Genomic DNA, 21,454 nt, shown 5'->3' on the forward strand with positions numbered 1-21,454 from the left:
CCGATTATGCAGGTCATTAGACCAGGGAGCCGAAGGCGGGCTCCCTGGTCTTTTGCGCATGGCTAGTTTTCAGTTTCCGTACCTGGGATGGAGAAGGAGCTCAGAATAAATGGCTCTATTTCAAATGGTTCCGTCGTTGTTTCATATCTTCCGTACAACTGACCATTCTGAACGATCAAAAACTTTGTGAAATTCCACTTGATCCCATCACCAACGAGTAGGTCAGGGTATTTTTCTTGCAGAAAGCTGTGCATTTTCTGAGCGTCTGATGTCTGGATATTGAAACCTCGAAATGGAGCTTGCTCTGTCAAAAATTGAAATAATGGGTGAGCATTTTGACCTCTAACCTCCACTTTCTCAAATAACGGAAACGTCACTCCAAAGTTACTCTGACAATAATCCCTCACTTCCGAGTTGCTCCCCGGCTCTTTCTCGTTGAATTGGTTACAAGGAAAACCGAGAATTTCAAACCCTCGCTCTTTATGATTTTCGTAAAGCTTTTGAAGATCAGCGAACTGGCGGGAATAACTGCACCTGCTGGCCGTGTTGACAATTAGGAGAGCTTTTCCTCGGTAAATTGACAATTCAATAGGACTACCGTTAATTGTGTTCACTTGAAAATCATAGATAGACATAAGGTATTCCACCTCAATTACGCTATTATAATTATAACAATAACATGTCGATTTCTATTGGGAAAATATATAATAAAAATAATACCTATAGGTTAATACAATAAATAATCCATCGAAGTTAGACGAAGGACCCGCATAACAACGTTGAATTTTTCCATATCGGCATCGAGGGAGAGACCTTCACCGTTTTGCCCTCGGCTTTCTCGCATTTACATTCATCCAAGGTCATTATACTATTACTGTAGACTGACTGCCGCTAAGCGCAATAAGCCACCTTTCCGAATGATGCATCGGTAGGTGGCTTTTTAGGGTCAACAAAGGAAGCCGGGGGGAAGAGGAATGCGCACGATTCAAGGAAAAATGTTTCTGGCCTTCAGCATCATGATCTGCCTGGCCATTATCCCGATTTCTTACAGCATGTATCGGAATGCTACCAGTGTCATTGAAGATAATGCGACGACGTTTATCTCCGACAGCATCCGCAGAGCGGACGAGAAGCTCCGCTCGACGATGGAGGAAGCGGATCAGATCGCCAAGGTGATCGTGACAAGGGATATGGTGGCCCAAAGCCTGCTCAGCGACACATCCGCTCCCTCGTACGAATGGTTTCAGGAGAAGAAGCTGATCGAGGACTACATCGCTTCCATGGTGACCTATAAGACGTATATTCAACGCATTTCCGTCATTGGCTACAGCGGCAAGGTGTTTCAGAGCGGCTTTGCCCGGATCGGCCAGGAAAAGCTGAAAGGGCTGCTCGGGAAGGAGGACTTGCAGGAGAACCGGAGGCATGTGCTGCTCGACGCTTCCACGGAGAATTCCGTGCTGCTAGTCCGGCCTTTGCTTGCAGGCGGGAAAAGCATCGGGCTTTGCGTCATCGAATTTCAACCCGATTTTATGAAACGGGTCTTCGAGATCCAGCCGCTGAAGGGAAGCATGATCGGCGTTGTGGACGACCGGGGCCAGGTCATCTATCACAGCGGTTCGAATTGGAGCGGCATGTCCGACTTGTCGCCGGTGATGGAGAGGCTGAGCAGGGAACAAGGGTCGGAAACGGGAGGAAGGCTGAGAACGGTAGACGGAGACACCTACTTAACCGTACAGATTGCATCCGACCTCATCGGCTGGACAACCATCGGCATGGTGCCGACAAGAGAGCTGCTGCGGGAAGTGTATCAAATCCGCAACGACATGATTCTGGTTACCGGGCTGGTTCTGCTGGCAGTGCATGTCATATCCATCGTGCTTTCGAAGCAGATTACCAAAAATCTGAAGCGGCTGCATAACACGATGAAGCGGGTCCGGGAAGGACAGCTGAAGGCAAGACCCCGTATCGATACCGAGGATGAGGTGGGGCAGCTCAGCGCGATGTTTTCCTCGATGATGACGCATGTTCAAGAGCTGATGGAGGAGACGGAGGAGCGGGGCAGGCAAAAGCGGGAGGCCGAATACCGGGCGCTGCAATCGCAGATCAATCCTCATTTTCTGTACAATACGCTGAATACCATCAATTACTTGTCCAAAATTCAGCAGGTGCCGAACATCGGCGAAATCTCCGAATCTCTGGTCGAGCTCATGCGCTTTGCAGTCGACCAGAAGCGGGATCTGATCCCGATCCGGGAGGAGCTGGATCTGCTGAAGCGGTATCTGAGCATCCAGAAATACCGCTTCCTGGACCGGATAACCGTCAATATCGATGCGGAGGACCAGACGCTGGACTGCCTGATCCCGAAGCTGGTGCTTCAGCCGATCGTGGAGAATGCGCTGCTGCATGGGTTTGGCGGCTTGCCGGAGCGGGAGGGCAGCATTACCATCAAGAGCTACTGCAGGGACTCCGATGTCATCATAGACGTAACCGATAACGGAGCGGGAATTGCGGAGGAGCAGATCGAAGTTATTCTCGGGCGCGAGGCCGAGCGGAATGAACAGGCAGGCACCGGCGTCGGCATCGGCAATGTACAGGACCGCATCAGGCTGACCTTCGGGGAAGAGTACGGCCTGTCGATTGTCAGCGTGCCGGGGATGCTGACGACAGTGGAGCTGCGGCTGCCACAATCCAAAGAAAGAAAGGCGGGCTGACCCATGAACTGGAAAATCGCTTTCGTCGATGATGAGCCGCTGGTGCGCAATCATCTGCGGTCTTTGCTGGACTGGGAAAAGGAAGGCTTCGTGTTATGCGGCGAAGCGGAAGACGGGCTGCAGGCGCTGGAGCTGATCAAGTCGCAGCAGCCGGATGCGGTGATCGTCGATATGAGCATGCCGGGCATGAACGGTCTGGAGCTGACCGGACATCTGCTTACGGCGAATCCCCGCTTGAAGGTTATCGTGCTGAGCAGCTATGATTCCTTCGAGTATGTTCGGGGGTCTCTCAGCTATGGAGCGGTCGATTATTTATTGAAGCACCGGCTCACATCCGAGTCGCTCGGCGCTGTAATCGGCAAGGTCCGCAAGCAGCTTGAAGAGCGGGAGGCCGAATCGCGGGTGAAGGAGATGGCGGATATCGCGTTGGCCCGATCCGTCCTGCGTGACTATCTGTCGGGCGTAGAGACCGATCTGCAGCCGCTGGCGCACTATTTCTCGGACAATAACGCCAGTGCGGATAAACCCCGCTGGGTGGTTATGCTCGCGCAGCTGGCTCACTATGACGTGCTTGCAGCGCGTCTGCAAGAGCAGGAGCTGGTGCGGTATTTTCGGTCGGTAACGGACTTGTGCGATCAGGCGGCCGGAGGTTATCCCTCAAGCTGCACCGTGGCGATGGATCGCGGGCGCTGGGTTATGCTGCTCGCCTGCGGCAAGGAGCGCAGCGAGTATGCGGTAGCCCAGTGGGTCGCTGCCAAGGGCGCCCGGCTGGAGTCTTCTCTGAAGCTTTACATGAACTTGGCGGCAACGATTCACAGCAGTCCGATCTTGCTTTCGCTTGATCAGAGCCGGGAGGCTTATCGCGGCTTGGTCGGGCAGCTAGAAGGACAGAGCCGGCAGCCTGTCCAGGCGGGGTTTTCCGCGCAAGCGCCCTATGTGACCATCGGGCACGAAAAACGGCTGCTCGCCGCGATGGAAGCCGCCGATGCCCGGGAGGCGGTCGTGATCATTGAGGAGATGATGGGAGCCGAGCAGCAGGGCGAGGGGCGGATGGCGCTCCTGGAGCGAGTGTCTGCGGAGCTGGTGCAGATCGCCGCCAAAATAGCCAGGAAAGCGGACATTCCGGCCGACTGGATGGTGCAGGAGCTTTCGATCTTCCAGCGCCCGGGGCTGACGGGCGAGCAGGCGCGAGCGACGGTATGCGGCATTTATACAAGGCTGGCCGAGAAGCTCCGAAAGCTGAACCTCTCATCCGGCCATTCGCGTCATGTGAGGCAAGCGCTGCAGCTGATGGCGGCCCGGTACCGGGAGGGCATCACGCTGGAGGAGACTGCGGAACGGTTGGGAATCACCCCGTCCTACCTAAGCCGGCTGGTGAAGGAAGAGACCGGGCGCACGTTTACGGAGCTGCTGACGGAGCATCGCGTCGAACGGAGCAAGCAGCTGCTGCTTGAAGGGGATACGCCGCTCAAGGAGCTGCATGCCAAGCTGGGGTTCAGCAGCAACAGCTATTTTATCCGCGTGTTCAAGGAAGCTACGGGGGAAACTCCGCTCGCCTACATGCAGCGAATGAAGGGACGCCCTGAATCCTAGAAGCTGGAGGCTGCATAAATTTGCTACAGAAGTACATAAATATGAAACGCTTTCCCCTGCTTGCGAGCTTTATAATCAGATCAGATTCCTTGTTGTAAGCCTTTCCATAAAGGCTGGGAGACTATGAATGAGAAAAGGGGATGGAACATTCATGAAGGCAAAGACAAGAAAGCGAATGATCATGATGCTCGCAGCCGTCTTGACGACAACGGCGCTTACGGCCGCCTGCAGCAATTCACCGGAGGAGACGACCGGGGACAAGGGGAATGCGGAGGCGACGGCCAACCTTACGCAAACGGGCCTTCCGATCGTGAAGGAGCCCGTCACCCTGAAGGTGTTCGGCTGCAAGGACCCGAACCATGCGGACTGGAAGGATGTTCTTATTTTCCAGGAATATGAGAAAATGACCAACGTCAAGCTGCAATTCGACGAACTCCCATCGAATACGCAGGGTTGCGACGAGAAGCGGAGTCTGCTCTTTGCCGCCAATGAGCTGCCGGATATTTTCCTGCGCGCCAACCTGAGCAATACGGATATTGCCCGCTACGGCCAGCAGGAGAAGATGCTCATTCCGCTGGAGGACTTGATTGACAAGCATGCGCCAAATCTGAAGAAAATCTTCGAGCAGTACCCCGAGGTCAAGAAGACGGTGACGGCCGCGGACGGCCATATTTATTCGCTGCCTACCGTACGTCTGCAAACCTCGGGCCGGTCGGACAAAATCTGGATCAACAAGGAATGGCTCGCGAAGCTCAATATGAAGGCGCCTACGAATACGGATGAACTGTTCACGGTGCTTCGCGCCTTCCGGGACAACGACCCGAACGGCAACGGCAAGAAGGACGAGATTCCGCTCGGTCTGCGGGATATCGGCATGGTGTATTCCGCTTTCTCCGGAGCTTTCGGTCTGGAGCAGCAGATGGGCTACCAGCTGAATATCAAGGATGATCAGGCGAAGATATGGCTGACCGACGACCGCTTCAAGGAGCTGCTGCAATTCCTCAACAAGCTGTACGGCGAGAAGCTCTTGTGGCAGGACTTCTATGCGGGCGATATCCCGAAGTGGAGAAGCAATTTGTCCCAGGCGCTGATCGGCATGTTCTTTATCCAGGCATCCGATCCGTTCCTGCAGGTCGAGAATCAATTCACCGGGATGGCGCCGATCAAGGGGCCTTACGGTGACCAGACGCATTCCGCTACCGGACCTATCGCCGCGCCTATCGGCACGTTCGCTATCTCGAAGGAAAACAAACATCCGGAGGCCGCCATTCGCTGGGTCGATTACTTCTACAGCGAAGAGGGCTCGAAGTTTTTCCAATATGGCGTTGAGGGCCAGACGTATACGATGAAGGACGGCAAGCCGGTCATCAACGATGCGATCAAAAACGACCCGCGGGGCTTCATGGCGGCGCTGGGTCAAGTGAATCTGGTGCCAGGCGGCAGCTTCCCGCATGTCGTCACAGACAAATTCGGCAATATCGTCGAGAACGATAAGGTGCTTGAGCTCAACAAATTCATCGAAAGCTATTTGCCCAAAACCGTCCATGGGGCTCCGATCTTCGATAAAGAAACGTCGGACGCCATCATTCCGATCAAGGCGGATATCGACAAATATGTAAGGGAATCGGTGGCAAAGTTTATTATCGGCGAGCTAAGCTTCGACAAATGGGGCGAATACGTAGCCACTCTCAAAAAGATGAAGATCGACGAGTTGGAGAAAGCGTATCAGAAGGCGTACGACGCCAAAAAGTAAGGGAGAGACCTGCTGGGGCGGCGGACATGTCGCCGCTCCCGGTTCTTTCTCATCATGAAGATGGCAAGAGGAGTGTGAGGCCATGCAAGCGGATGCTGCAAAGTCGACAACATCAACGGATGCCCGGTGGAAGCCGAAGCATGTCCTGTGGAAGCGGATGCTGGTCCGGTACGAGCTTTATGTGATGCTGTTGCTCCCGGTCGCTTGGTATATTTTATTCAAATATGTTCCGATGTACGGAATCACCATCGCCTTCAAGGACTTCTCCGCGACGAAGGGGATTCTGGGCAGCTCATGGGTGGGATTGAAGCATTTTGACCGCTTTTTCTCCTCGGTCTACTTCTGGGAGCTGATGTGGAATACGCTTTCCTTAAGCTTGTTTCAGCTGCTGGTAGGCTTTCCGATCCCCATTCTGCTGGCTCTGCTGGTCAATGAGATCCGGGTCCGGTGGCTGCAGAAGCTGCTGCAAAATACGACGTATATTCCTCATTTTCTCTCAATCATCGTGCTGGTCGGGATGCTGAACATCTTCCTCCATCCGGAGACAGGGAAGATCAATCAGATCATGGTCATGATGGGCATGGACCCGATTGATTTCATGAAGAAGGCGGACTGGTTCCAGACGATCTTCGTCACGTCAGGGATCTGGCAGCATATGGGCTGGGGCTCGATCATATATTTGGCAGCGCTCAGCGGGATTGATCCGACGTTGTACGAGGCGGCCAAAATCGACGGAGCCACAAGATTCCGGCGGGTTCTGCACGTATCGATTCCGGGTATCATGCCGACGGTTATTATTTTGTTCATCCTGCAGATCGGGCAGTTGATGGATGTCGGCTTCGAGAAGGCGCTGCTGATGCAGAATCCGCTGAACGCCAGCAAAAGCGACATCCTGCCGACCTTCGTGTACAAAAACGGCATTCAGGGCGGCCAGTTCAGCTATACGGCAGCGGCCGGCTTGTTCAACGCGGTGATCGACTTTACGCTGCTGGTGCTGGTGAACGGGTATGCGCGGAGAAAAACCGAGTCGAGTCTATGGTAGAAGAGAGGAGAGAAGCCAATGCACGCAATGAATGAAAGCAAGCTGCGCTCCCGTGATGACAAGCTCTTCGATGCCGTTGTGTATGTCATCACCGCCGTGCTGCTCGTGATGGTCGGGTATCCGCTGCTGTTTGTGATCAGCGCCTCGTTCAGCAATCCCATTGACGTCGTGGAAGGCCGGGTCTGGCTGCTGCCGGAGGGCTTCACCCTGGAGCCGTATAAGCGGGTATTCGAAAATGAAAAGATATGGAACGGGTATGCGAATACGATATTTTATGCCATAGCGGGCACCTTCATCAATCTGGTGATGACTGTGCTGGCTGCGTACCCGCTTTCGCGCAAGGATTTGCCGGGGCAGCAGTTTCTTATGTTTTTCGTCATATTCACGATGTTTTTCAGCGGGGGGCTTATTCCAACCTACCTGCTGGTGAAAAGCCTTGGCATCAATAACACGGTATGGGCCATGCTGCTTCCCGGCGCCATTGCGACCTATAATCTGATCGTGATGCGGAGCTTTTTTCAGAACAGTATTCCGAATGAGCTGCAGGAGTCCGCTTGGATGGACGGCTGTACCTTTTTCCGTATGCTGTGGAGCATCATCCTGCCGCTGTCCAAGCCGATATTGGCGGTTATGGTGCTGTTTTACGGGGTAGGGCATTGGAACGCCTATTTCAACGCGCTGATCTACCTGAAGGATCGGGAGCTGTATCCGCTGCAGCTGATTTTACGGGAAATCCTGATCTTGAATCAGGATGATATGGCGGGCGGCGATGCCGGTATGACAGAGCGCGTGATGATGGCCGAGAGCATCAAGTACTCCGTTATTCTGATATCGAGCGTTCCGGTGCTGCTGCTGTATCCGTTCATTCAACGTTATTTCGTAAAAGGAGTTATGATCGGCTCGATTAAAGGGTAGCGGATCAGGCTGTCAGAAGGGAGAACCATGATCATGATGGATAACAGGCCCAATTTACTGCTCATCCAGACGGACCAGCAGACGGCGGAAACGCTTAGTCTATACGGAAACCCGGTCTTGAAGACGCCCATGCTGGAGAGCCTGGCCGAACGCGGCGTCGTCTTTGAATTTGCTTTCTGCAATTATCCGGCTTGCTCCCCGTCCCGATCCTCGATGTTTACGGGCAGATATGCCTCCACGATCGGCGTTCAGGCCAATCATATGATGATTAATCCGGCGGAGGTTACGCTGCCTCAAGTGCTCAAGGAGCATGGCTACCAAACGGCGATTATCGGGAAAAATCATGCGTTTATGGAAAACACGAAGACCTACTATCCGGGTGAAATCGTAGACCGCGAAAAGGCCAGCGTGCTGAGGCAGGTGTTCGATTACGTCCGGCTGGCCGACCACGGGCATCTGGTTGACGGCTACCGGGATGATCCTGAATGCAAGGCCGCCCATGAGTGGTCCCATACGTGCTGGGTAAGCCCTCTCGGGCATGGAACGAATCCCGCCCGTCCGGAAAAATGCGGCACCTACCTGCTGGGAGATACGATGATCGATTACCTGGAAAACCGGCGGGATCCGGATAAGCCGTTTTTCACCTGGTTGTCGTTCCCCGACCCGCATACGCCGTACCAAGCTCCGGAGCCTTATGCGAGCATGATCGATCCCGCCAAGGTGCCGCTTCCGCCCAAGGACAGCATGGAAGGGAAGCCGGAGCGGCAGCGGGTGGCTTATCTGATGGATGCGATGGATACGGCGGACGATGAGCTGATTCGCAAGGTGCGGGCAATCCATTACGGCATGATCCGCTTTATCGACGATACGCTCGCCCGTGTGTTCGCCAAGCTGGAGGAGCTGGGCTTGACGGACAATACCGTCGTCGTCTTCACTTCCGACCATGGCGATTCGATGGGGGCTCACGGGCTCATTCAGAAGCATAACCTGTTCTACGACTCCTTTACCCATGTGCCGCTTATTGTCGCGGCCCCGGGTTATCAGGGGCCCCGGCGAACGAGCCATCTGGCCGAGCTTGTGGATATTATGCCGACCTTCCTGGACATGGCCGGCATCCCGATTCCGCCGGGCGTGCAGGGCAAAAGCCTGGCGCCGTTTCTGAGGGGCGAGGCCTACACGCCGCGTGACTATGTCGTCATCGAAAGCGGCGAGGAAGGAGTGCCGCTGCGCGTCTCGGATGTTACAGTCCGTCCGGAGCATCCGTTCGACGACCGCTATTTCGTCTGGTGCGCCTACCGCGAGGCATGGGTGGGCAAGGGCAAGAGCATCCGCACGCTGGCATGGAAGCTGAATATATACGCGAACGGCGAAGGCGAGCTTTATGATCTGGTGAACGATCGCGACGAGCTGCACAATCGCTTCGATGATCCTGCCTCGGCCGGCATTCGTGCGGAGCTGGAGCGCAAGCTGTTGTACTGGACGATGGAGAAGGAGGACCGTCTTCCTCTAAATACGACCGTGAAGTTAAGTTATGCCGAGGTGAAGACGAAGCATGCAAACATGGGTCATGAGAAGGGTTAAGCGCTGCGGACGGGCGGAGGCTAACGTTATGGAAAGAGGAGAAGAGAGGAGCTCGACTGCGAGCTCCTTTTTCTCGTATTGGAAATTTTCTAAATCCAATAGCGGGTGCGAACGAAGAAATGCCGCCTGGAGTGGTGGCAAAACCACGTCTCTACAGCTCGGGGTGGAACAAAGCTTCGGCGAGCAGCACGATCACTAAAGCTTGTCCGTAGGCAGTCGGCGCGAAGACGATTTTTTTGTAGTCTTCCTTCGTCTCGCAGATGGGAGTTCCCGCCGAGACGTTTAATACCGTGCCGTCTTCGGAGATGTTGGCAAGCACTGCGGCGACCGCCTTGCGGCAATAAGCCAGGTAGCTGTCGTCCAGCAGACCGAGGCGGACTCCCTTCAAGATTCCTGCGGCAATCGCAGCCGAGCCGGAAACCTCCGTATAGCTGTCTTTGTCGTCAAGCAGCGTATGCCAAAGTCCGGTTTCGCTTTGCAGCTCGATCAATTTATCTACTTGTGCTCTATAGGTGCCGAGAATAAGGTCGCGCGACTCCGTCGTCAAGTCATCCTGCATAATTTCCACAAATTCGGGAGCGGCCAGCGTAAACCAGCTGTTTCCACGGCACCAATGCGCTTCGCTGAAATTGTTTTGGTTTTTGAAGTCATAGCCGTGGAAGAACAGGGAATTGTCCGGATGAAAAATATGCTTGATATGAAGAGCAAATTGATCGGAGGCCTCATTCATCCATGCCGGATTCTTATAAGCCTTGCCCATCTTGGCGATGAAGAGCACGACCATAAACAACGTATCGATCCAAATTTCCTGATCATGCAAATTTAATTCGAATTTGGACGTATTGCCGGAGGTGACATGCTGAATCCCGTTCCCGGTTGTCCGCGGGCATTCATGCTCTACCCATTCCATCCACTCCAGAGCAAGCTTCTCTATATGGGGCAGATCCATCAATGTAAGCAGAGGCGCTGTCGTATTCACATTTTTGAGGGGCAGTCCGCGCGCGATCTGATGATTGGACCAATTGACGAAAAAATCCCGTGATACGTCAAAGCCTGCCTGATTCGTGAGCTTATTCAGTCCGTATAAGCCGATGCCCTGGGGCCAGTCCCATTCGTCCATACCGAAGTCACGGGGAAAGTACCCCAAGGCTTTACCCTCGTCGGATAATTCCTTTAACTGGTTTTCGTTGTCAGGTCTTTTCAAATGCAGCGTCTGGTGGATGACTTTCTTAAGCTGATGCCGGATAGTTGCTTGCATGTTGAAGAATCTCCTTTTGTTTTTATTTGAATTATTTTGTTTTTTAATCCAATCTACAATGATTAACCAAACAAACAATTGAATACGGAATTTAATGCTATTGTACCTTCTTTATTCTTCGGGAGCAATGAAAATATGAAGGAGCGAACATGTCCGGGGCGCCGGCCTGTCAGACGGAAGGAAGCGGCAGGATGCCCCGACGAAGCTCTCAGCTGCTTTCCGCACACGGCAAAGGCCAACCTTTGCAGCAGGTGCAAAGATTGGCCTTATGGTCAATCAGGCAATTTTCTCGATAACGATCGACGCGCTGACCGTAGGCGCCTCTACTGCGCCTCCGCCGATGCTGTTCTGGAGAACCACTGTGCCGGTAGCATCTATCCGGTTCAGGGTGAGTATGCTGCCCGCAGTCAGCATGGTGACGACTTGCCCCTGGTAAGGCTGATTTCCTGATCCTGCTCCGTAGTTGCTGCACATGACGAGAACCGGCGGCAGCGGACCTGCGCCATCGGGGTCGGAGAACAAGGCAAATGCCGTGTTGCCCTCAAGAGGGAATACTTCATAGCTGATATTGTACAAGCCGGTCTCATTGATGCTAATCGTTGTTGGCGAGGGGAAGCTGACCGCCGCCGTATTGCTGAGATCACTAGTGAAGGAAACCGCTCCGCCTTGCCCGCCGGCTACCGGCGCTGCGGCGATCGCCTGCTCCTCCGTGCTGCAGCGGAAAGCAATCGCTCCAACTCCCGCCGGTCCCTGCGGCCCCTGCGGGCCTTGAGGTCCGGGGACTCCCTGCAGTCCTTGCGGCCCGGCAGGTCCGGCAGGTCCGGCGACTCCTTGGGGTCCCTGCGGTCCCGCCGGTCCGGCAGGCCCTGGAACTCCCTGCAGTCCTTGCGGTCCGGCAGGCCCTGTTTCTCCCTGAGCACCAGGAGCTCCGATCGGCCCGGGAATTCCCTGCAGGCCTTGAGGTCCGACAGGTCCCGAAGGTCCGGCAGGTCCGGGCGCCCCTGGAGGGCCCTGAAGTCCTTGAGGTCCCGGAATAGGCGTAACCCTTACTTTCGGCGGCGGGCAGTTCACCTTAACAATTTTTTTGACGATAGGATGAGGGCGCTTTTTCGGCGGGCAGTTCACCCGAACGTGTTTTTTAGGATGCAAGCACTTTTTAACTTTTTTGATTTTCGGCGGGCAAACCTTGACAACTTTTTTTCTGCATGTTTTTTTAACAGGACATTTCAACACCAGCACCTCCTCGTAGGATGGTATCAGTGTACGTACTCCTGCCTTAAAGGAATTGGACGAATCACCCTGTAGAAGGTAGACTAGAATCCAATTTCTGCAAATTAGGCAAAAATACGGCGGGAAAAGCCTGCTTTCTAGTAGCATACCTAGCACTATTTCATGATAATCGGCATCTATTAGTATACAGGACATTTCAACTTAACGGAGATTGCCGGCCATTAGCGGGAATAATGGTTGGGAGTCTCTTTTTTTGTTGCCCGGCCAAAGCGCGTAATCGAGAGGCTCTATGAAGTGATTTGTACGCTCTGATATATTGATATATCCATGTTAATATATTATGAAGCAAACAAGTAAATTTACCCATTTACAAGATATTTATATTTATGTCATTGAATATGTCAGTGACATGAGTTAAGCTCGTTTTAGATCAGCGATCGAGACGTGTAAAAACGCTTCCAACCAGGCCCGTGATCTTGATAAAAGAAGGATGACGTTAGATGAAGAACGCGCGTGTGAGAAAGAAACCAAATCAGCAGCTGTATCTGCAGATTGCAGATAAGGTGATCGGCATTATCCAGAGCCGCCGGCTGCGGCCGCACGACCCGGTCCCTTCGGAGGGAGAGCTGGCCAAGCTGTTCGGCGTAAGCCGGATGACAAGCAAGCTGGCGTTGGAGCGGCTTGCCACCCAGGGTGTGGTATACCGGCTGCCGAGACGGGGGACTTTCCTGGCGGGCGCCGGGCAGCAGGAAGTAACGCCTTATCTCGGGGGAACGCCGGCCGAAGGCGAGCCGCTTCCGGCTGAAGAAGAACGGCGCAAGCAAATAGCGCTCGTCGTACCCCATCTGTCCGACTATACGTCCAGAATCATTGCCGCATCCGAAGCCGAAGCGCGCAAGCATGATTGCGATCTGATCCTTAAGATCAGCAAAAATAAAGACGATGAGGATCACTGTCTCCAGATGCTCGTCCAAGGGGGGATCGACGGAATCATTTTATTTCCCCAAGGACGCAAAACATGCAGCGATCATGTGCTCCGGTTGAAATTGCAGCAGTTTCCGATTGTGATCATTGACCGGATCTTCCGAGAGGTACAGATTGATTGCGTGTATCACGACCATTATCAGGGCTCGTACCGGATGACCCAATATTTGATCGAGAAGGGCCACCGGGAGATTGGATACACATCCAATGCCATCGATAATATCACCAGCAGAGAGGAAAGGTATCAGGGGTATATTCAAGCCTTGCTCGATCATGCGATTCCCGTCAGGACGCAGCGTATTCATTTCAGAAGCGTCCCGTGCGATACGAGCCGGATTAATGAAAGCGACCCTGAGCAAGAGCGGTTTATCCGGGAAAATCCGCAAATGTCGGCGCTTATGTGCGGGGATGATCATGTCGCCATTTCGACGTTACATACGGCGCTGCAAATGGGGATTGCTGTTCCGGATAAGCTTTCTATCGTAGGATTCTCCGATATCCAGCTGGCCGGTCTTACCTCGATTCCGCTGACTACGGTCAGGCAGGATACCGAGCAGCTGGCCCAATCGGCATACAATCTGCTGATGAAGCGCGTGAACCATTCGCTGGAGAAACAGATTACCATCAAAATTCAAACGACCATCGTAGAGAGGAAATCCGTTCTCTAGGGTTGACAGGAGGAGTTTGCAGTGAAAATTCATTTTTTGGGAACGGCGGCTGCGGAAGGATTTCCGAATGCCTTTTGCCGTTGCGAGCACTGTATGAAGGCCCGTGAGCTTGGCGGAAAAAATATACGTACCCGCAGCTCCGCCATCATTGACGATGTGATCAAATTCGATTATTCGCCCGATTCATATATGCAGTCTCTTCGCGACAATATTGATTTCACCGCGATCGAGCATCTGCTTGTGACTCACACGCATTCCGATCATTACAATGCGTTTGATCTGGAATGCCGGAGAACGGGCATCGCTCATAATCTGGAGACTCCGATGCATATTTACGGCAATGATGCCGTGATGCACCATACGCGGGTGGCGATAGGCCGCTTTGCGGGAGAGCGGTATGCGTTCCATCTGCTGCGCCCCTTCGAGACGATCACTGTGGGGGATGCGAGGGTGACTCCGCTGCTCGCCGATCATGACAAGATGGAAACCTGCCTCTTGTACGTCGTCGAGAAGGGCGGAAAAACGCTGCTGTACGGACATGATTCGGGCTGGTTCCCGGAAGCTACATGGGCCTGGTTGAAAGGAAAGCAAGTGGACTGCGCCATACTCGATTGCACGCACGGGTTTACGGGAAATTCCCGCGACCGCAACCACATGTGCATCGAAACCATCCTGGAAGCCCAGCGCGAGTTTCAGAAAGAACAAATATTGAAAGAAAACGGACAAATTATCGCCACGCACTTCAGCCATAATTCCAAGCTGCTGCATGACCAATTTGAAGAAGTTTTCAAGCCTGCGGGGGTCGTGGTGGCCTATGACGGAATGATCGTTCATATCTAGGCTGCCATGGTTTGATATACCAATCCATGAATTATAAAAAGGGAGTGTAAACAAAATGAAAAGAATGATAAGCACAACATTGGCATCGATCCTGTGTCTGGCGGTAACGGCTTGCGGCGGCGGCAATACCAGCGGCAAAACGGCGGAGACTGCTCCTCCGGCAAATACTCCGTCTGCAACAGCGCCGGCAGCGAATGAACCGGTTAAAAACGAGAAGCTGATCGTCTATACGAATGCGAATTCCGACGGACGCGGCGAATGGCTTATCGAGAAGGCGAAAAGCGCCGGCTTCGAGATGGAGCTGGTCGGAGCAGGCGGAGCCAACTTGACGAACCGCTTGATCGCGGAGAAAAACAACCCGATTGCGGACGTCGTATTCGGCCTGAACAATATGCTTTATGAAAACCTGAAAAAAGAAAACGTGCTGACCAAATATGTTCCGAAATGGGCGGGAGAAGTAGAGCAGGGCTTGAACGATCCCGAGGGCTACTACCACGGGCTGGTGAAGCAGGCGATTCTGCTCGGTTATAATCCCCAAGCTTACACGCCGGAAACGGCGCCGAAGGATTGGACGGACTTGTACAAAAATCCGGCCTTCAAAGGCAAATATGAAGCTCCGACGCTGCTTGGACAAATTACGCCGCAGCTTGTCGTAGCCGGCATATTGACCAGACACAAGGATGCGAATGGCGAGCTTGGCATATCCAAACAAGGCTGGGACGAAGTCAAGCAATTGTTCGACAACGGCGTAAGAGCGGTTGAAGGGGAAGACTTCTATGCGAATCTGGCAAGCGGCAAAACGCCGCTCGGCGCGCTCGTGTCCGGTACGCTCAGCAAGAAGGAAGAGCAGTATAAAGTGAAAGCGGGCATCGTAAGCCCATCTATCGGTGTGCCGATGATTGTCGAGCATGCAGCCATTGTTAACGGCACGAAGAAGAAAGCAACGGCAGAGCGGTTCGTAGAATGGATGGGTACAGCCGAAGTGCAAGGAGAGTTTGCCGCCAAGTTCAACGCGATGCCTGCCAATACGAAGGCCGCTGAGAAAGCGAATGATTCCGTCAAGGCACTGTATGCCAATCTGAAAGCACAGCCTCTGGATTGGAGCTTCATTGCCGGCAACATTGGCAAATGGGTCGAGAAAATCGAATTGCAGATTATGAAATAATCAAGAACAATGGACAACGGACTGCATATTGGATGCTCCAATATGCAGTCGTTCTTTAAGAAAAGGAGCAGCCATGATCACATTTCATGACATTCAAATCAAGTTCGGTAGCTTCCATGCCATTCAAAATCTCAATCTGCAGATCAACGAAGGCGAGTTTTTTACGTTTCTCGGTCCGTCGGGATGTGGGAAAACAACGATATTGCGCAGCCTTGTCGGATTTATTACCCCCACGAGCGGCGAGATTCGGCTGAGCGGCAAGGATATCACGCATGTTCCCATCGAGAAGAGAGGAATCAGCATGGTGTTTCAAAGCTATGCCTTGTTTCCGACCATGAACGTGTATGAGAATATCGCTTTCGGCATGCGCGTCAAGAAGGCTTCCAAGTCTGAGGTGGACCGGGAAGTAAGAGATATTGCGCAGAAGGTGGATCTTAAGGAGGGACAGCTGTTCAAGAAGGTGTCGGAGCTGTCGGGCGGCCAACAGCAACGCGTAGCGATTGCCAGAGCGCTGGTGCTTAAGCCGAGTATTCTGGCGCTGGATGAGCCTCTCTCCAACCTCGACGCCAAGCTGAGGGTGCAGCTGCGCAACGAGCTGAAAAATCTGCAGAAGAAGTTCGGGATCACGACGATCTATGTCACGCACGATCAAGAGGAAGCGTTAACATTGTCTGATCGCATTGCCGTCTTCAATAATGGGATTGTCGAGCAGGTCGGCACGCCGCAAGAGGTGTATAATCAGTCCCAAACCGAATTTGTATGCAACTTCATAGGCGATATCAACAAGATCGACCCGCAAATTATTCAGAACAGCCGGCTGAAGGAGCATCTGGATGCGAGCAAGGTATCGTATATTCGCAATGAAAAAGTGAGTCTGCTGCCCCTGCCGGGTCAAGATAGCGTGGAATTAAAGGGCAGAATCGTAGATAAGGAATTTTATGGCCTGTACAGCAAATTTGTCATCGAGGTGAACGGCGGCGGGCTGCTGAAAACCATCGAGAAGGAAAGCGGAACGGCTCATTATCAAGTCGGCGACGAGCTTACCGTATATGTGGACAGCAGCGATATTTTGCAGTATTAAGGAAAGGAGGATGCAGGTTGCCCAGCGCAGAGAAGTTGAAGAAATCGATAGCATCCGTCAATTGGACAACATTTATATTGTACGCGCTTATTGCGTGGTTTGTCGTAGCGTTTTTGATCTATCCGAACATTAATATTTATTACGAAATCTTCTTTAAAGGCGGCAAATTTTCGTTGGAGGCGGCAGAGAAGCTTTTATCCTCCCAGCGCGCGATGAAAAGCTTGTATAACAGTTTTATTTTGGCTGTTTCTCTTGTATGTACAGTAAATATTGTTGGCGTAACCCTGGTACTGATCTCGGAGTATTTTGACATCAAGGGTGCGAAAATTTTAAGACTCGGCTACTTTACGACCCTGATCTATAGCGGCGTAGTTCTCGTGTCGGGCTATAAATTCGTATATGGCGAAAACGGTTTCATGACCAAGCTTTTGGTCAACCTGTTTCCAGCGTTTGATACGACATGGTTTCACGGCTACTGGGCGGTTCTTTTCGTCATGACCTTCGCTTGTACGTCCAATCACGTGCTTTTTTTAAGCAATGCCATCCGCAAAATTGATTTTCAAACTGTCGAAGCGGCGAAAAACATGGGGGCGTCCACATTTTATATTTTATGGCGGGTTGTGCTTCCGGTTTTAAAGCCTACGATGTTTGCATTGACCATCCTGATCTTTCTGACAGGGCTGGCCGCCACATCCGCTCCGCTCATTCTGGGTGGAACAGAGTTTCAAACCATCACACCGATGATTTTGACCTTCTCAAACAGCGTGTCGTCCCGAGACCTGGCTGCGCTGCTGGCGCTTATTTTGGGCCTCGCGACTTTAATTTTGCTGACGATCATGATCCGGTTCGAGCGCAAAGGCAACTTTATGTCGGTGTCGAAGGTCAAGTCGGAATTGGTTAAACAAAAGATCAACAATAGGCTGGGCAATATCGCCGCTCATTTGTTGGCATACCTGCTGTTTCTCATCTATATTATTCCGGTTGTCCTGATTATCATCTTTTCGTTTACGGACGCCCACAGCATTTCGACGGCGACGCTGACGCTTTCCAGCTTCTCTTTGGACAATTACATTCAAGTATTCTCCAAGATGTCGGCGTTTAAGCCTTACCTGGTAAGCATCTTGTATGCGGCTGCGGCATCGGTCACAGTTGTAGCGCTGACTTTGGCTGCCTCGCGCATTTTGCATAAGTTTAAAAACAAGTGGACGGCAGCGCTGGAGTACGCGTTGCTGATTCCGTGGATGCTTCCGTCTACGTTAATTGCCATCGGACTTATCGTCACCTTTAATACGCCGAGACTGATCATCGGACATTCCATCCTGGTAGGAACGGTCTGGATGCTGTTTATCGCCTACGTCATCGTCCACATTCCCTTCACGCTGAGGATGGTTAAGGCATCCTTCTTCAGTCTGGACGGCAATCTGGAGGATGCGGCGAAAAACCTGGGGGCCAAATCGTTCTACACGTTTAGAAAAGTGCTGCTGCCCATCATACTTCCATCCACGCTGGCGGTGCTGGCGCTAAACTTTAACGGTATTTTGGCGGATTATGATCTTACCGTATTCCTGTATCATCCTTTGTACCAGCCGCTTGGAGTCGTGATCAAGAACAGTACGGATGCGCAGGCGCTGGCGGATACGAAAGCTCTGACTCTCGTTTACTCGGTCGTGCTGATGATCATGTCGACTATTACATTATACTTTGTGTATGGAAGGAAAAGTAAATCCTGATGCATGCAAGCTACTAGGTGCCATGTGTAAGAAGAAGCTCTGTTTCCGCTGTCCCGGTGGAAACGGAGCTTATTTGGTTTGAAGGTTGGGACTTCGCACAACGCTCCTGCTTCTACCGCCAAGCGGAAGCGTTTTGTACGAAATTCCGTACAACGCTCCTGCTTCGACCGCCATACGGAAGCGTTTTATACGAAATTCCGCACAACACTCCTACTTCGACCGCCATACGAGAGCGTTTTATACGAAATTCCGCACAACACTCCTGCTTCGACCGCCATACGGGGACGTTTTATACGAAATTCCGCACAACGCTCCTGCTTCGACCGCCATACGGGGACGTTTTATACGAAATTCCGCACAACAATGCTACTTCGACCGCCATGGGGGAGTGTTTTAAACGAAATTCCGCACAACGCTCCTACTTAGACCGCCACACGGGGGCATTTTATACGAAATTCCGTACAACGCTCCTACTTCTACCGCCAAGCGGAAGCGTTTTATACGAAATTCCGCACAACGCTCCTACTTCGACCGCCATACGGGGGCGTTTTATACGAAATTCCGCACAACACTCCTGCTTCGAGCGCCATGGGGGGCGTTTTATACGAAATTCCGCACAACGCTCCTACTTCGACCGCCATACGGGGGCATTTTATACGAAATTCCGCACAACATCCCTACTTCGACCTCCATGGGGGAGCGTTTTGGACGGTTTTTCGTTTCAACCTAGACCTGCTGACCGACCTAGCCCCGCCATGGTCTTATTTTTCCCCGTACAAGCTTTCCCAACAAGCGAAAACCTGCTTTTGAGAGGGCCTCTTTTTGTGTTTTCCCCCAAACTCCTGCAGTTTCCGGATGAAATGATCCGATTTGTTCGAACGTGTAAGAATAATACGAATGGAATTCTTCGGAAAAGTACGTATTTATGAGCCAATTTGCGATGTACGCTGCCCGTCTTGAGATGGTAAGGTGTGTCCATGAAGCGCTTGACGCTAAGACAGAAGGAGGAAGAGACGTTGACAAGGCTGGAGAGACTATACAAAAACGGAGCGCTGCTGGTCATGACCGTGCCGGGATTGCTGCTTCTGCTGGCATTTCATTATTTGCCTATCGGCGGGATCTTGATTGCATTCAAGGATTACAGCTACTCGGGAGGCGACTTCTTTAGCAATTTCACAAACAGCCCTTGGGTCGGGTTCGACAACTTTGCATTTTTTCTCAATACGCCGGATGCCTTCATCATTACCCGCAACACGATTCTTTATAATCTGGTGTTTATCGGGCTGGGAACGCTGATCGCCGTATTTCTGGCGGTGGCGTTCAATGAGCTCAGGAGCCGCCGGATGGCGAAGATATACCAGACGACGATTCTCCTGCCTTATTTTTTATCCTGGATCGCGGTCAGCTATTTATTTTTCGGGTTTCTAAGCGCCGATAAGGGGATCATCAACCATCTGGTGCTTGAACCTCTGGGCATAGGGGCGGTCGACTGGTATAGCCAAAGCGCCTATTGGCCCTATATTCTGGTGTTTGCCAATGTGTGGAAGTATGCAGGGTACAACTGCATCGTATATTTGGCTGCGATAACCGGAATCGACACCGAATATTACGAAGCGGCCTCTCTGGACGGGGCGAGCAAGTGGCAGCAGATCCGCCATATTACGATACCTTCCATCTCGACGGTTATTACGCTGCTGGTGCTGCTCGGAATCGGACGCATGTTTTTTGCGGATTTCGGCTTATTTTATCAGGTGCCGCTGAATTCGGGGGCTATCTTCGATGTAACGAATGTGATCGATACGTTCGTCTACCGGGCTCTGATCAATAGCGGCGATATCGGCATGTCTTCGGCAGCCAGTACCTTTCAAGCGTTTGTCGGGTTCGTGCTGGTGCTGTTGTCCAACTGGGTCGTCAAGCGTATCGATAATGAGAAGGCCATTTTCTAGGGAGGAAGCATCGTATGAAATCCAGTTACAGAGGCAATTCGATATCGCTGACGGCTAATGCTATCATTCATGCGATTTTCATTATCATCAGCTTATCCTGCATTGTGCCGCTTCTATTGGTGATAGCCGTGTCCTTTTCGGACGAACAAACGGTCGTTGTGCATGGTTACCGGTTCCTGCCCGATAAGCTGTCTCTCGACGCTTACCGTTATTTATGGCAAGAAGGGCGTACAATCATGAACGCATACGGGGTGACGGTATTTACGACAGTGGTGGGAACGGTGCTGAGCCTGGCGGTCATATCGACCTTTGCCTACCCGCTGTCCAGGAAGGACTTCGCCTACCGGAAGCTGTTCACCTTCCTGGTTGTATTCACCCTGCTTTTCAACGGCGGACTCGTGTCCTGGTATCTGGTGACGACCCAAGTGCTGCATCTCAAAAACAATATTTGGGCGCTAATCATCCCGCATCTGTTTAACGGCTGGTATGTGATGATCATGAAAACCTATTTCAACACGACGATCCCCGACCCGGTTATCGAATCCGCCAAAATCGACGGAGCGGGCGAATTCCGCACCTTTCTGACCATTGTGCTGCCGCTGTCGCTGCCCGGACTGGCGACGATCGGATTGTTCAGCGCGATAGTGTATTGGAACGACTGGTGGCTGCCGCTCATGCTGATCACGAACGACAAGCTGCTGAATGTGCAGTATTTGCTCTACAAGGCGCAGAGCTTTGCGGACTTTTTGTCCAGCGCCAGCGGCTTGAACTATGGGTCGGTCATGCAGATGTCGCCGCCCTCGCTGACGCTCAGGATGGCGCTGGCCGTCGTTGGGATTGGCCCGATCGTACTGGCCTACCCGTTTTTCCAAAAATATTTTGTACAAGGACTCACGATAGGAGCGGTCAAAGGCTAACCCCAGGTATACTGGTTAGTATAAAGAACAATTCACGGGA

At 52.4% G+C, this 21,454-nt stretch carries 16 protein-coding genes; 13 read left to right on the forward strand and 3 right to left on the reverse strand.

Features of this window, described 5'->3' with window-relative positions; all coding sequences use genetic code 11:
• Nucleotides 1–62 precede the first annotated feature (62 nt).
• Nucleotides 63–635, reverse strand: coding sequence for a glutathione peroxidase (locus BLR08_RS11370; protein ID WP_072329391.1), 573 nt, complete (start codon nt 633–635; stop codon nt 63–65).
• Between the two features lie 339 nt (nt 636–974).
• Between BLR08_RS11370 and BLR08_RS11375 the strand changes: the two genes are divergently transcribed.
• The 6 genes from BLR08_RS11375 (at nt 975) to BLR08_RS11400 (ending at nt 9,595) form a co-directional block, all read left to right on the forward strand.
• Nucleotides 975–2,711, forward strand: a complete 1,737-nt coding sequence (locus tag BLR08_RS11375) for a cache domain-containing sensor histidine kinase (RefSeq protein ID WP_072329390.1) — start codon at nt 975–977, stop codon at nt 2,709–2,711.
• Nucleotides 2,712–2,714: 3 nt separating this feature from the next.
• The gene (locus BLR08_RS11380) at nt 2,715–4,304 is read left to right on the forward strand and encodes a response regulator transcription factor (RefSeq protein WP_072329389.1); all 1,590 of its coding nucleotides are present in this window, start codon (nt 2,715–2,717) and stop codon (nt 4,302–4,304) included.
• A gap of 151 nt (nt 4,305–4,455) precedes the next feature.
• Nucleotides 4,456–6,057 (forward strand): extracellular solute-binding protein, encoded by a 1,602-nt coding sequence (locus BLR08_RS11385; protein ID WP_072329477.1) that lies wholly within the window; start codon nt 4,456–4,458, stop codon nt 6,055–6,057.
• Nucleotides 6,058–6,139: 82 nt separating this feature from the next.
• Nucleotides 6,140–7,099, forward strand: coding sequence for an ABC transporter permease (locus BLR08_RS11390; RefSeq protein WP_072329388.1), 960 nt, complete (start codon nt 6,140–6,142; stop codon nt 7,097–7,099).
• Between the two features lie 18 nt (nt 7,100–7,117).
• Nucleotides 7,118–8,014 (forward strand): carbohydrate ABC transporter permease, encoded by an 897-nt coding sequence (locus BLR08_RS11395; protein ID WP_090586067.1) that lies wholly within the window; start codon nt 7,118–7,120, stop codon nt 8,012–8,014.
• 33 nt (nt 8,015–8,047) lie between these two features.
• Entirely contained in the window at nt 8,048–9,595 is a 1,548-nt protein-coding gene (locus BLR08_RS11400) for a sulfatase family protein (protein WP_176835490.1), read from the forward strand.
• Between the two features lie 151 nt (nt 9,596–9,746).
• On the opposite strand, the gene BLR08_RS11405 is transcribed toward BLR08_RS11400, so the two are convergent.
• Entirely contained in the window at nt 9,747–10,853 is a 1,107-nt protein-coding gene (locus BLR08_RS11405) for a glycoside hydrolase family 88/105 protein (protein ID WP_072329386.1), read from the reverse strand.
• A gap of 276 nt (nt 10,854–11,129) precedes the next feature.
• Nucleotides 11,130–12,002: a collagen-like protein gene (locus tag BLR08_RS32000; RefSeq protein WP_305367647.1), complete on the reverse strand. Its 873-nt coding sequence runs from the start codon at nt 12,000–12,002 to the stop codon at nt 11,130–11,132.
• 581 nt (nt 12,003–12,583) lie between these two features.
• Here BLR08_RS32000 and BLR08_RS11415 point away from each other — a divergent pair.
• From BLR08_RS11415 to BLR08_RS11445, 7 genes are all read left to right on the forward strand, one after another.
• Nucleotides 12,584–13,735 (forward strand): GntR family transcriptional regulator, encoded by a 1,152-nt coding sequence (locus BLR08_RS11415; protein ID WP_072329385.1) that lies wholly within the window; start codon nt 12,584–12,586, stop codon nt 13,733–13,735.
• A gap of 21 nt (nt 13,736–13,756) precedes the next feature.
• Nucleotides 13,757–14,575 (forward strand): MBL fold metallo-hydrolase, encoded by an 819-nt coding sequence (locus tag BLR08_RS11420; RefSeq protein WP_072329384.1) that lies wholly within the window; start codon nt 13,757–13,759, stop codon nt 14,573–14,575.
• A gap of 55 nt (nt 14,576–14,630) precedes the next feature.
• The gene (locus BLR08_RS11425; protein WP_072329383.1) at nt 14,631–15,740 is read left to right on the forward strand and encodes an extracellular solute-binding protein; all 1,110 of its coding nucleotides are present in this window, start codon (nt 14,631–14,633) and stop codon (nt 15,738–15,740) included.
• Between the two features lie 73 nt (nt 15,741–15,813).
• Nucleotides 15,814–16,821: an ABC transporter ATP-binding protein gene (locus tag BLR08_RS11430; RefSeq protein WP_072329382.1), complete on the forward strand. Its 1,008-nt coding sequence runs from the start codon at nt 15,814–15,816 to the stop codon at nt 16,819–16,821.
• 17 nt (nt 16,822–16,838) lie between these two features.
• On the forward strand, nt 16,839–18,551 hold the full coding sequence (locus tag BLR08_RS11435) for an ABC transporter permease (protein ID WP_072329381.1): 1,713 nt from the start codon (nt 16,839–16,841) through the stop codon (nt 18,549–18,551).
• Nucleotides 18,552–19,528: 977 nt separating this feature from the next.
• Nucleotides 19,529–20,497 carry an ABC transporter permease gene (locus BLR08_RS11440; protein WP_072329380.1) on the forward strand — a complete coding sequence of 323 codons (969 nt, stop codon included), beginning with the start codon at nt 19,529–19,531 and terminating at the stop codon, nt 20,495–20,497.
• A gap of 14 nt (nt 20,498–20,511) precedes the next feature.
• Nucleotides 20,512–21,414, forward strand: coding sequence for a carbohydrate ABC transporter permease (locus BLR08_RS11445; protein WP_072329379.1), 903 nt, complete (start codon nt 20,512–20,514; stop codon nt 21,412–21,414).
• Nucleotides 21,415–21,454: the final 40 nt, after the last annotated feature.

It is taken from the genome of Paenibacillus sp. cl123 (assembly GCF_900101595.1).
Taxonomy (GTDB): domain Bacteria; phylum Bacillota; class Bacilli; order Paenibacillales; family NBRC-103111; genus Paenibacillus_G.